Here is a 12,041-nt window from a genome sequence, read left to right on the forward strand (position 1 = left end):
ATGGCTCAGTCACGCCCCTGATGATCCTCCGGAGACGGGGTGGATGGCCACTTCGGCGGCCTTCACCACGAACCACACCTCGTCGTCGGGGGTGAGCCCCAGGTCGGCGACGGCCGCCGGGGTCACGTCGGCGGCCAGCGAGCAGGCCCGCACCACGCCGCGCACCCGCACGACGTCGCCGCGCGGTTCGAGCGCCGCCAACCGCACCGGGATCGCGTTGCGCGGGCTGCCGTGCGGGCGCTCGCGGTGCACGGCGACGGCGGCGGGCGCGAACACCGCCGCAGCGGCTTCCCCCGGCTCCACGGCCTCGACGATCCGACCGCTGATCGTGTTGTCACCGAACGAAACGCCGTCTGCCGCGGCGACACCGGGCACCAGGTTCAACCCGGCCACCCGGGCGGTGAAGGCCTCCTTCGGCCGGGCCAGCACGTCACGGGTCGGCCCCTGCTCGACGATGCGGCCGTCGAGCAGCACCACCAACCGATCGGCCAGCACGACCGCGTCCAGCACGTCGTGGGTGACCAGCACGGTCGGCTTCTCCTGCCGCCGCAGCACCTGGTGCAGCAGTCCCCGGATGGCCGGTGCGGCGTCGACGTCGAGCGCGGCCAGCGGCTCGTCCAGCAACAGCAGCCGCGGGTCGGCGGCCAGCGCCCGCGCCAACGCGACGCGCTGCGCCTGACCACCGGAGAGCTGGCCGGGCTTGCGCGCCGCCAGCCCGGCAGCGTCCACTTCGGACAGCCAATGCTCGGCGGTCCGCCACGCCTCGGTCTTGCGGCGGCCGACCGCTCGCGGGCCGAAGGCGACGTTGTCCAGCGCCGTCAGGTTCGGGAACAGCAGCGCATGCTGCGCGAGCAGCCCGACACCCCGGCGGTGCGTCGGCACGTTGATCCCGCGCCCGGTGTCCAGGCACCGCGCGCCGTCGAGCTCGACCACTCCGCGCTGCGGAACCAGCTCGCCCGCGAGCACCGACAGCAGCGTGGACTTGCCAGCGCCGTTGGGCCCGAGCACCGCCAGGACCTCACCGGGCGCCACCTCGAACTCGGCGCGCAGCGTGAAGTCCGCGCGCCGGAACTCGATGTCGGCCCGCAATCCGCTCACAGCTGTCCTTCCACGGCCTTGGGCCGGGCCACCACGATCACCAGGAGCGCGACCACCACCAGCAGCAGCGACATCGCCACCGCCGCATCCACATCGGACTGCGCCGTGGTGTAGATCGCCAGCGGCAGGGTCCGGGTGGTGCCCTGCAAACTACCGGCGAAGGTGATGGTCGCGCCGAACTCGCCCAGCGCCCGGGCGAAGGTCAGCACCAGGCTCGATCCGAGCGCGGGCAGCAGCAGCGGCACGGTCACCCGTCGGAAGGTCAGCCACGGCCCGGCCCCCAGCGTCGCGGCAACTCTCTCGTAGCGGCCACCGGCGGTCCGCAGCGCACCTTCCAAACCGACCACCAGGAACGGCATCGCCACGAACGTCTGCGCCAGCACCACCGCCGCGGTCGTGTACGGCAGGCGCAGGCCCACGGTGTCGAGCAGCTGTCCGAGCGGGCCGGTGCGGCCGAGCAGGTAGAGCAGGGCGAGGCCACCGACGACCGGCGGCAACACCAGCGGCAGCAGCACGAATGCCCGCACCACGCGCAATCCGCGCAGCCGCGACCGCGCCAGCACCAGCGCCAGCGGCGCGCCCAGGACCAGCGCGAGCGCGGTGGAGATGAGCCCGGTGACGACCGACAGCCGCAGCGCGTCGAGCGCGGCCGGGCTGAGCAGCAGCGCCGGAAGCCGTGCCGCGTCGACGCGGGTCAGCAGGCCGACGACCGGCAGCACCACCAGCGCCAGCGCCAGCACTGCGGGCACCCAGAGCGCCACTGGCACCTGGGATGCCCGTGGTTTCGGTGGTCGGCCAGGTGTCATGGAGTGCTGAAGCCGTGGTTGGCCAGGATCTCGCGACCGACCGGACCGCGGGCGAAGGCCATGAACTCCGCCGCCAACTGCGGTTGCGGGGCCGCGGTGATCGTCGCGATCGGATAGGTGTTGATCACCTGCTGCGACTCGGGGAAGTCGACCGACTGCACCTGCGCGCCAGCCGCCCGCGCGTCGGTGATGTACACCAGCCCGGCGTCCGCCTCGCCCGCGACGACCTTCTGCAGCACCGATTTGACGTCGTCCTCTTCGCTGACCGGCTTGAGCTGCGCGCCCGAGAGCCGCGTCACCTCCTGGGTGGCCGACCCGCACGGCACCTGCGGTGCGCAGACGACCACGGTCCGGCCGGGTGCCGCGAGATCGGCGAACGAGGTGATCCCGGCCGGATTGCCCGGCGGCACGACGATCGTCAACCTGTTGGTGGCAAAGGTTTCCGGCGTACCGACGAGGTCGCGGACCTTGTCCATGTTCTTGGTGTCCGCCGATGCGAACACGTCCGCCTGGCGCCCCTGCTTGATCTGCTCGGCCAGCGTCGAGGAACCCTGGTAGTCGAACTGCACCCGTACATCCGGGTGCTCGGCGGTGAAGCGGTTGCCCAGCTCGTCGAAGGACTCGGTCAGCGACGCCGCGGCCAGCACGGTCAGCGTGCGCTGCTGCGGGGCCGCGGCCTGCCCGCATCCGGCCAACAGCACGAGCGCGATCAGCGCGCCGACGATGATCCTCAGCTTCGCCATCATCCCTCTCCCGGTGTTTCCACCACGACATTGGTCGACTTCACCACTGCGACCGCGAGAACCCCGGGCGCCAGCCCGAGTTCTTGCACCGCTTCGGTGCTCATCAGCGACACCACCCGATGCGGACCGCACTGGATCTCCACCTGCGACATGACCCGGTCCGAGATCACCTCGGTGACCAGCCCGACCAGCCGGTTGCGGGCCGATCGGCCGACAGCGGAGGGATCCGGCGTCGAGCGCGCCTGGGCGCGGGCGAACTCGGCGAGCGCGGCCCCGTCGACGGTGCGCCGACCGGCGGTGTCCCGCTGCGCGGGCAGTTGCCCGCTCTCGATCCAACGGCGCACCGTGTCATCGCTGACACCGAGCAGGCCAGCGGCCTCTGCAATCCGATAGTGCGGCACAGTCGCCAACATTACTTCCGCAGTTGCGGAGAAAACCAGCGGTATTCAGCCGCGATTCCGGATCGTTAAACGACCTCGCCGCTTTTTTCGAACCTGCCGACCCCACCTGCCGACCGCCCGGCGAATCCGCACAAAAAGCAGCTACTCGATCGAAATTCCTCACCAGGACACGTAGGGTCGTGGAGTGACAGGGGTGGATCTGGGAATCCCGCTCGTGCGTCGCACGACCGACACGTCCACGCGTCCGGACACGTCCCAGCTGGTGGACCGGTTCGGTCGAGTGGCCACCGACATGCGCGTATCCCTCATCGACAAGTGCAATCTGCGCTGCACCTACTGCATGCCTGCCGAAGGCCTGCCCTGGCTGAAGCGCGCGGAACTGCTCGACACTGCCGAGATGAACCGGCTGATCCGCATCGCCGTCGAGGAGCTCGGCGTCACCACGGTGCGCTTCACCGGCGGTGAACCGCTGCTGCGCCAGGACCTGGTGGACATCATCGGCACGACCGCGGCGTTGCCCAGCCGCCCGACGACCTCGTTGACCACCAACGGAATCAACCTCGGCAGTTTCGCCGAGCCGCTGGTGCGAGCCGGGTTGAACCGGGTCAACGTCTCGCTGGACACCCTCGACCGCGAGGTGTTCAAGCAGCTCACCCGCCGCGACCGGCTCGACGACGTGCTCGCCGGGCTGGCCGCCGCCAAGGAGATGCGGCTGGAGCCGGTCAAGGTCAACGCGGTGCTGATGCGCGGGATCAACGACCACGAAGCGGGCGACCTGCTGCGGTTCTGCATCGAGCGCGGCTACCAGCTGCGGTTCATCGAACAGATGCCGCTGGACGCCCAGCACGACTGGGACCGCGAGCGGATGATCACCGCAGTAGAGATCTTGGACCGGCTCAGCGCCGAATTCACCCTCACCCCGGACGTCGCCGAGCGCGGCTCCGCGCCCGCGGAGCGCTGGCTCGTCGACGGCGGGCCAGCCACGGTCGGTGTGATCGCCTCGGTCACCCGGCCGTTCTGCGCGGCCTGCGACCGCACCCGGCTCACCGCTGACGGCCAACTGCGCTCGTGCCTGTTCTCGACGACCGAGACCGACCTGCGCGGGCCGATGCGGGCCGGGGCGGACGACGCCGAGCTGATCCGGCTGTGGCAGGAAACGATGTGGGCGAAGGCCGCCGGGCACGGGATGGACTCGGGAGAGTTCGCCCAACCGACCCGGCCGATGAGCGCGATCGGGGGTTGAGCGGATGACGGCTCCGCCGGAACAGATGAAGACCGTGGCGGTGCGGGTCCGGTACTTCGCGGGTGCTCGCGCGGCCGCCGGAGTGCAGGAGGAGACGGTGCGCATCCCGCGGCCCGGCGACCGCGCGGTGACCGTGTCGGACGCCATCGCCGCCGCGCTGAACCTGCACGACGAGAAGCTGACGAAGGTGCTCCCGGCGTGCAGTTTCCTGCTCGACGGCGTCGCGGTCCGGGATCGCGGTGTCGAGGTCGCCGACGACGCCACGCTCGACGTCCTCCCACCATTCGCGGGCGGCTGACCACTCCCCCTGGGCTTAGCGGCTCGACACTGCATTACTGCGCGCGCGTGCGGGTGCGCGCGCACGCGCAGTACAGCATGCGTCGGCGTGTCGTACACGCTCATTCAGGTGACTTTTTGATCTCACTCCGGGTCGTGTCGATCTTGCTTTTTAAGCTGGGTACTTCGTCAGCCTTAAGGGCTTCCGATCCAGCGACATAGATCGCCACTCTCCGCATCGATGCGAATCCTCTTCGCAGCCGCCTCGATCATGCCTGCGGGGCACCCCGGACACGCCTGAGAGACGTCCGGCGGCGGCGTGAACCAGTGCGACGCGGGTTGCCCAGAGGGAGCAACGAGGTGACTCACGCCTCACCGACGGTGATCGATATCAGCCTGGAAACGAGTTGATAACGACGCTCTGATCAGCAGAAACACCCCGGATCGGAGTACTTGCTCGGGGCGTTACTGTGACCAGCGTCACGTCGACGAAGATTTCCGATCTGCCGTTTGGTTACGTAGTGTCGCTCCTCGGTCGGCCCCGAACCGATCAGCAAGGAGCGGGAAGCTCGCAGCGCCTAGCCCTGTCCGGCGAGCTTCCTACCCCCGAAACGAACACACCGGACAGGGGCGGGGGAACCACCACCGGGCTCCCCGAAAGCCCTAGGGGTGAAGTCGGCTCCCCCGAGCCGACCGGGCTGCCTCTCAGCCCGAACCCGACAGCTCACCTCGCAGGCGCGGCAGGAGAGAGGAACATGGCTCGCTACAAAGGCAAGCACCGCAAGCCTTCGAATACCAGCCGTACCGTTGCCCGAGTCGCCGTCGCAGGCGCGGTGATCGCCACCCCGATCGCGATCGCCGCCCCAGCTGCCAACGCCGCCGACTGGGACAAGCTCGCCCAGTGCGAGAGCAGCGGTAACTGGAACACCAACACCGGCAACGGCTACTACGGCGGCCTGCAGTTCAGCCCGTCGACCTGGGCGGCCTACGGCGGTACCCAATACGCCGGCAGTGCCCACCAGGCGACCCGCGAGCAGCAGATCGCGGTGGCCGAGAAGGTCCTCGCCTCGCAGGGCACCGGCGCGTGGCCGGGCTGCACCGCGAAGCTCAACTGGTCCAGCGGCAGCACCAAGGTCAGCAGCAAGACGACCACCACGCCGAAGAAGACCCAGACGAAGACCAAGGCGACGACCAGCACGCCCACGATCAAGGCCAGCGGAGCGGACTACACGGTCCGGGCCGGTGACACGCTCAGCAAGATCGGTGAGGCGTTCGGCGTGCAGTACCAGGACATCGCCCAGCGCAACGCGAGCATCATCAGCGACCCGAACCTGATCTTCCCGGGCCAGCAGCTCGACATCAAATGATCTGGTCGACCGGCTAGTCCGGTCGGCAAGGAGTACGTGTCGTCCCCCCGACACGGCACGTGCTCCGCACCTCTCGGGACCCCACCGCACGCCCCCAGCGGTGGGGTCCCGCCATTTCCGCCGACCGGGCCCGCCGCGGTCGGCCGAAGGCGCTGAAGGTTGCTTACTCCAGGCGGTCTCGGCGATCTCGTCCGGGGCTACCGCAGAACAACGATCCTGAGCGCCTCCTCGTGCGCGGTCCGCTGGATGGCTCAATCGGCTTGTCGGCTGAGGGATTCCCACTTCGCCAGTTCTGCCGTTCTGGTCCGGGTCATCTGGTCGACCATGTCGTAGGCGGCGCCGCCCAGGATCAGCCGCTTCGGCGGTTCGGCCATGTTCGCCACCCGCAGCACCACCTCTGCCGCAAGTGCCGGGTCGAAGTCCTCCGATTCGCTCCACAGCCCGGCGAGCCACTCGCGCAGCTGGCCGTAGGCCTCGTACTCCGCGGTTGTGGTCAGGCCCCTGGTGAACAGTTCGGTCTGGTAGCCGCCCGGCTGCAGGATCGTCACCTTGATGCCGAACCGCTCGACCTCCATCGCCAACGCCTCGCTCATCGCGTCGAGCGCCGCCTTGCCCGCGCTGTACATCCCGGTCGCCGCGAAGCCCCCGGCCGATCCCATCGACGAGACCTGCATGATGTGCCCCGACGCCTGCTCCCGCAGGTGCGGGACGACGGCCTGGTTGACCCACAACGCGCCGAAGAAGTTGGTGTCCAGGTGCTTTCGGGCCTGTTGCTCGGTGACCTCCTCGACCATGCCGAGCATTGCCCCGCCAGCGTTGTTGACCACGACGTCCAGCCTTCCGAACGCGGCGAATGCGCGTTCCACACCGGCGAACACCGCAGCGCGGTCGGAGACGTCGAGTGGGAAGGTGACCAGTCGACCACCGCTCGCGGCGACGAGCTCGTCCAGGGGCACGATGTCCCGGGCGACGCCGACGACCTGATCTCCGGCGGCCAGCGCCGCTTCGGTGAACGCGCGTCCCAGGCCCCGCGAGGCACCGGTGATGAACCAAGTTCGGGTCATGCGATTCCCTTCGAAAGACGAGACGTTTCGTCTCAACTATCGCCCAGCATGGACGCGAACCGGGGAACTGTCAAGACGGATCGTCTCGTCTCGCGTAATGTCGGCGGCATGGCAGAGCGCAGAGCACCTGATGTCAGCCGCCGCAGCGAACGATCCCGAACAGCGATCCTGACCGCGGCACGCGAACTCATCGCCGAGATCGGCTACCACAAGCTGACCATCGAGGCCATCGCCGCCCGCGCCGGAGTCGGCAAGCAGACCATCTACCGCTGGTGGCCGTCGAAAGGTGCGATCGTGTTCGACTCGCTGCTGGCGCTCAGCGAGCAGGCGGACGGCGAAGGCATCGCGCTGCCCGACACCGGCGACGTCGAAGCCGACCTCAAGACAGTGCTGCGCGCGACAGCGGCCGAGTTCGCCGACCCCGAGTTCGAGAAACCGATCCGGGCGCTCAACACCGAGATCATCAACGATCCGGAACTCGCTGCCGCTTACCGGGAGAAGATGGCGGCGCCGATGACCGAGGCGAAGAAGCAACGACTGCGCAGCGCCCAGCGAGCCGGGCAACTACCGGCCGACGCGGACCTGGACCTATTCCTCGACGTGCTGTACGCGCCGCTGACGCAGCGCTGGCTGCTGCGCTCCGGCCCGCTCGACGACGCCTTCGCCGACGCACTCGTGGAAACCGCCCTCCGCGCCTTCCGCCCGGAATGACCAACCGCCCCACCGGTCCAGCACCCGTCCGCGATCTCGTCCCCGAACCGACGCAACCACCCGTGTTCACCCGATGAGGTCGAGGTGAAGGGCACCTTGGACCGACTATGCCGGTCAAAGGTGCCCTTCACTCATCACCCGAGCGGGCGGCCGTTTAGGGGCAGTTGACCCATTCTTCGGTGTTGTCTTCGAAGACCTGGCGCTTCCAGATCGGTAGGCGCCGCTTGACCTCGTCCACCAGCTCCGCGCAGGCGGTGAATGCTTGCTTGCGGTGCTCTGCGGCCACCGCGCAGCCCAGGGCCACGTCGCCGATCTTGAGCAGACCGATGCGGTGCGACGTCGCGATCGCGCGCACGCCCTCGAAGCGGCCCGCGATTTCCTGGGCGACGTCGGCGATCACCTCGGCCGCGCTGGGATGTCCGACGTATTCGAGCTCGCGGACGCCGCGTCCGCCGTCGTGGTCGCGCACCACACCGCCGAAGGTCACCACCGCACCGGCCGCGCGGTGCTCCACCGATCGGGCCAGGTCCTCGACGTCGATCACCTGCTCGCTCACGTCGGCCCGCAGCACATCGGCCGCCACCCGGCTCGGTGCCGCATGATCGCCGCCGTGCAGCTGGTCGACGGCGTGGTCCAGCACCCCGTCCAACACGCCCAGCCCGTCTTTCACACCGCCGCGCGAGCCCGGCAGGTTCACGATCAACGTCCGGCCGCTGACCCCGGCGAGGCCCCTGGAGAGCACCGCCGTCGGCACCTCCGGCAGACCCGCCGAACGGATCGCCTCGGCCAGTCCCGGAATCGGGTAGTCCAGCACCGCCGCGGTCACCTCGGGCGTGCGGTCGGTCGGGCTGATTCCGGTGCCGCCGGTGGTGATCACGACCTGCGCGCCGTCGGCGACCGCGCGGCGCAGCTCCTCCCCCACCGGGTCGCCGTCGGGCACCACGACGGGGTCGGGCACCTCGAAGCCGCGCCCGCGCAGCCACTCGACGATCACCGGACCGGTCCGATCCGGGTACACCCCGGCCGCAGCACGGTTGGACGCGGCGATCACTCGCGCTGTCCTCGTCATGGAATCCTCCTGTGTGTTGCGCCCCGTCCGGATCCGGCCGCCACAGGGTCATCTTCCGTGCTCGACCGACACCGCATCAAGCAACGGGAATTCGGCCGGATTTCATCCGTCCCGCGTCCAAGTTCCGGTCTTGCCGCCTTCCTTGCGCTCCACGCGCACCGCGTCTAGCACGGCTGCCGGATCGACGGCCTTGATCATGTCGTGCAGCGCGAGCCCGGCCCCGGCGACCGAGGTGAGCGCCTCCATCTCGACGCCGGTGCGGTCGGTGGTCCGCACCGTCGCGATGATCCGCACCTCGGCCTCGCCGAGTTCGAGATCGACCTTGGCGCTGGAGATCGCGATCGGGTGGCACAGCGGGATCAGGTCCGGGGTCCGCTTGGCGGCCATGATCCCGGCGATCCGGGCGGTGGCGAGCGCATCGCCCTTCGGCAGCCCGTCGCGGCGCAGCAGGGCGATCACCTCGGCGGTCGTGCGCACCACGCCGCTGGCGACCGCGGTGCGGGCGGTGGGCTGCTTGTCGGAGACGTCGACCATGCGAGCGGCGCCCGCGGCATCGACATGCGTGAGCTCGTCCTGCGCCATGCACCGAGCCTAGTCCGCCGATATCGGCGAAGCTCCGCCAACCTCGACTCCAAACAGGGCGAGGTGAAGGGGCCATTTACCAAACAAGAGCGTGCGGATCGGTGCGGAGTTCTATGCGAGTGCCCGTCAGGTGAGCGGCGAAGCCGCTTTCGGTGGTACACCGCCGCCGCGACGAGCAACGGACGCACGCGCCTGTGCCGTCGCAAGCGCCGCAGGCGCTTAGCCCACCTACGCAGCTTGCACCGCCGCGGGTTCTCAGGCAGTGCCCTGCGGGGACACCCCGCACCCCGAGCTATCTCGCGAGGACAGCCCCGACGCCGCGTATCGGACATACACAAGTCGGGGATCCCGGAGACGAGAAGGCCTCTGAGGGCCTGTCTTCGAACTCGTCCTGCTTCGCGGTGCGAGTGGCAGACCGGGCGATTTCGCGCGAAATCGCCACCCGCCCCGCATGGGAGACGGCGATTTCGCGCTAAATCGCCCACCTCACCCGAGGCGGACGGCCCGACACGACCACTTCAAAAACAGGCACCGAGGTTCCGCCACCCGCACCGCCACGCAAAACGAGTTCAGAGATAAAAACGTCAGTACTCGATGTCCTCGGCCATTGCCCAGGGGAGGGAGGAGCCGCCGCGGGGCGCCGGGTCGTTGCCCCTGGAGGCGAGCACCGCCCGCTTGACCGCGTCGGCGACCGCCGGGGCGACGGCCGAGTCGAACACGCTCGGCACGATGAACGACGCGTTGAGCCGCTCGCCGTCGACGACATCGGCGACCGCGTTGGACGCGGCGATCATCATCTCGTCGGTGATCTCCCGCGCGTGCGCGTCCAGCAGGCCGCGGAAGACGCCGGGGAAGGCCAGCACGTTGTTGATCTGGTTCGGGTAGTCGCTGCGGCCGGTGGCGACCACGGTGGCGTGCTTCTGCGCCTCCAGCGGGTCGATCTCCGGGTCCGGGTTGGCCAGCGCGAAGACGATCGCGTCGGAGTTCATGGTCGCCACGTCGTCGGCGGTGAGCAGGTTCGGCGCGGACACCCCGATGAACACGTCCGCCTCGCGGACCGCGTCGGAGAGCGTGCCGGTGCGGCCGTCGGTGTTGGTGCCCGCCGCGATGGACCGCAGGTTCGGGTCGGTGTCGCCGCGTCCGCTGTGCACGATGCCGTCGATGTCGACGGCGATGATGTCGGCCGGTTTCTTGTGCTGCAGCAGCCGGATGATGGCCGAACCGGCGGCGCCGACCCCGCACACCACGATGCGGCAGTCGGTGATGTCCTTGTCCACCACGCGCAGCGCGTTGCGCAGCGCGCCGAGCACGACGATCGCGGTGCCGTGCTGGTCGTCGTGGAAGACCGGGATGTTCAGCTTCTCGCGCAGCCGCGCCTCGATCTCGAAGCAGCGCGGCGCGGCGATGTCCTCCAGGTTGATGCCGCCGTAGACCGGGGCGATCAGCTCGACGGCGCGGATGATCTCCTCGGTGTCCTGGGTGTCCAGGCAGACCGGCCAGGCGTTGACCCCGGCGAACTTCTTGAACAGCGCGGCCTTGCCCTCCATGACCGGCAGCGCGGCCTCGGGGCCGATGTTGCCCAGCCCGAGCACCGCTGAGCCGTCGGTGACCACCGCGACCGCGTTGCGCTTCACGGTAAGCCGACGGGCGTCTTCCGGGTTCTCCGCGATCGCGGTGCAGACCCGGGCCACCCCTGGCGTGTAGGCGCGGGAGAGGTCGTCGCGGTTGTTGAGCGCGACGCGCGGGGCGACCTCGATCTTGCCGCCGAGGTGCACCAGGAAGGTCCGGTCGGAGATCTTGCGCACCCGGACGCCGGGCAGCGTGCCGAGGATCTCGGCGAGGTCGTTGGCGTGGTCGGCCGACAGCGCGTTGCAGGTGATGTCGACGACGATGCGGTCGGCGTGCGACTCGACGACGTCGAACGCCGTGATGACCCCGCCCGCGCGACCGATCGCGCTGGTCAGATCTCCGGCCGCGGTCGTCGATGGCGGCGCCTCGACGCGAACGGTGATCGAGTAACCCGGACCTGGAACCGGCATGGCACACCCCTGTCGAGCGGATCGGCTATGAACTTGGCGGGTGCTGTTCGCCGCCCGGCCAGAGCGGCCGCGCGGGCAGATCGCTCATCCGGGATGCAAGCCCTGTGGGGCTGTTAAGCGACCGGAACTTCACCCAACACGAAAAAGCCTAAAACTTTCCCGAGTGTGAGCGACGTCCGGTCTGGTTACCGACCGGTTGGCCTTGACAATCCGCCGCCGAACGGCGCAACGGCCTGGTCCGCACTGGCGGATGGTGGGTGCTGTGCGTCGTTTCGGCGGGGCGGTTCCGCTACCGGGTCGCCTGCGCGAATCGGCGGGTCACTTGTTGATGCGAGTGACCGGGTGGACGTACGGGACGGCGTCCTCGCCGAGGGGGAGGGTGGTGTCCCCGAACGGCGACAGCGCACCCTGCTTGTCGGCCAGGAGCTCGCTCACCGGGTGGTCGCCGTCGGAAGCCTTCGGCCAAGACGGGTCAATGCGGTCCTGCTTGGTCTTACCGGCCACGTCGTCCTCCTGTGCGCTGCGGATCCGGATGCACTTCCAGTTTGCCGGATGCGCAGCCGCGGCTCACCCAAGGGTGCGCAGCGGGACAGGCCGTGCGACGCATCTCTCACCAACCACCGCGAACCTGGGCGCACACCA

At 69.3% G+C, this 12,041-nt stretch carries 13 protein-coding genes and 1 riboswitch; of the genes, 4 read left to right on the plus strand and 9 right to left on the minus strand.

Annotation, left to right across the window (positions count from 1 at the left end; all coding sequences use genetic code 11):
- Positions 1-9: 9 nt before the first annotated feature.
- From ACTWQN_RS26315 to ACTWQN_RS26330, 4 genes are read right to left on the minus strand one after another with little or no spacing between them, the layout of a single operon-like run.
- On the minus strand, positions 10-1,098 hold the full coding sequence (locus tag ACTWQN_RS26315) for a sulfate/molybdate ABC transporter ATP-binding protein (RefSeq protein WP_443206252.1): 1,089 nt from the start codon (positions 1,096-1,098) through the stop codon (positions 10-12).
- Positions 1,095-1,904 carry an ABC transporter permease gene (locus ACTWQN_RS26320; protein WP_443206253.1) on the minus strand — a complete coding sequence of 270 codons (810 nt, stop codon included), beginning with the start codon at positions 1,902-1,904 and terminating at the stop codon, positions 1,095-1,097. Before ACTWQN_RS26320 ends, ACTWQN_RS26315 begins: the two co-directional genes overlap by 4 nt.
- Complete coding sequence (gene modA / locus ACTWQN_RS26325) at positions 1,901-2,650, minus strand: molybdate ABC transporter substrate-binding protein (RefSeq protein ID WP_443206254.1); 750 nt, start codon at positions 2,648-2,650, stop codon at positions 1,901-1,903. Before modA ends, ACTWQN_RS26320 begins: the two co-directional genes overlap by 4 nt.
- Positions 2,647-3,048 (minus strand): TOBE domain-containing protein, encoded by a 402-nt coding sequence (locus tag ACTWQN_RS26330; RefSeq protein WP_443206255.1) that lies wholly within the window; start codon positions 3,046-3,048, stop codon positions 2,647-2,649. Before ACTWQN_RS26330 ends, modA begins: the two co-directional genes overlap by 4 nt.
- A gap of 184 nt (positions 3,049-3,232) precedes the next feature.
- Between ACTWQN_RS26330 and moaA the strand changes: the two genes are divergently transcribed.
- From moaA to ACTWQN_RS26345, 3 genes are all read left to right on the plus strand, one after another.
- Positions 3,233-4,291, plus strand: a complete 1,059-nt coding sequence (gene moaA, locus ACTWQN_RS26335) for a GTP 3',8-cyclase MoaA (RefSeq protein WP_443206256.1) — start codon at positions 3,233-3,235, stop codon at positions 4,289-4,291.
- 4 nt (positions 4,292-4,295) lie between these two features.
- Positions 4,296-4,589, plus strand: coding sequence for a MoaD/ThiS family protein (locus tag ACTWQN_RS26340; protein ID WP_443206257.1), 294 nt, complete (start codon positions 4,296-4,298; stop codon positions 4,587-4,589).
- 572 nt (positions 4,590-5,161) lie between these two features.
- A riboswitch (cyclic di-AMP (ydaO/yuaA leader) is annotated at positions 5,162-5,321 on the plus strand.
- Between the two features lies 1 nt (position 5,322).
- Positions 5,323-5,934 (plus strand): transglycosylase family protein, encoded by a 612-nt coding sequence (locus tag ACTWQN_RS26345; protein WP_443206258.1) that lies wholly within the window; start codon positions 5,323-5,325, stop codon positions 5,932-5,934.
- Positions 5,935-6,185: 251 nt separating this feature from the next.
- Here the strand turns inward: ACTWQN_RS26345 and ACTWQN_RS26350 are convergent, their stop codons facing one another.
- Positions 6,186-6,998 (minus strand): SDR family NAD(P)-dependent oxidoreductase, encoded by an 813-nt coding sequence (locus ACTWQN_RS26350; RefSeq protein ID WP_443206259.1) that lies wholly within the window; start codon positions 6,996-6,998, stop codon positions 6,186-6,188.
- A 108-nt stretch (positions 6,999-7,106) separates the two neighbouring features.
- Between ACTWQN_RS26350 and ACTWQN_RS26355 the strand changes: the two genes are divergently transcribed.
- The gene (locus tag ACTWQN_RS26355) at positions 7,107-7,709 is read left to right on the plus strand and encodes a TetR/AcrR family transcriptional regulator (protein WP_443206260.1); all 603 of its coding nucleotides are present in this window, start codon (positions 7,107-7,109) and stop codon (positions 7,707-7,709) included.
- A 154-nt stretch (positions 7,710-7,863) separates the two neighbouring features.
- Here ACTWQN_RS26355 and ACTWQN_RS26360 read toward each other — a convergent pair whose 3' ends face one another.
- The 4 genes from ACTWQN_RS26360 to ACTWQN_RS26375 all read right to left on the minus strand — a co-directional run bounded on the left by ACTWQN_RS26360 (position 7,864) and on the right by ACTWQN_RS26375 (position 11,903).
- Positions 7,864-8,778, minus strand: a complete 915-nt coding sequence (locus tag ACTWQN_RS26360) for a molybdenum cofactor biosynthesis protein MoaE (protein WP_443206261.1) — start codon at positions 8,776-8,778, stop codon at positions 7,864-7,866.
- Between the two features lie 102 nt (positions 8,779-8,880).
- Complete coding sequence (moaC, locus tag ACTWQN_RS26365) at positions 8,881-9,360, minus strand: cyclic pyranopterin monophosphate synthase MoaC (protein ID WP_443206262.1); 480 nt, start codon at positions 9,358-9,360, stop codon at positions 8,881-8,883.
- Positions 9,361-9,944: 584 nt separating this feature from the next.
- Positions 9,945-11,399: an NAD-dependent malic enzyme gene (locus tag ACTWQN_RS26370; protein ID WP_443206263.1), complete on the minus strand. Its 1,455-nt coding sequence runs from the start codon at positions 11,397-11,399 to the stop codon at positions 9,945-9,947.
- Positions 11,400-11,717: 318 nt separating this feature from the next.
- Positions 11,718-11,903 (minus strand): hypothetical protein, encoded by a 186-nt coding sequence (locus tag ACTWQN_RS26375; protein WP_443206264.1) that lies wholly within the window; start codon positions 11,901-11,903, stop codon positions 11,718-11,720.
- Positions 11,904-12,041: the final 138 nt, after the last annotated feature.

Origin of the sequence: Saccharopolyspora antiqui (genome assembly GCF_052246905.1) — a bacterium.
Classification (GTDB): Bacteria; Actinomycetota; Actinomycetes; order Mycobacteriales; family Pseudonocardiaceae; genus Saccharopolyspora.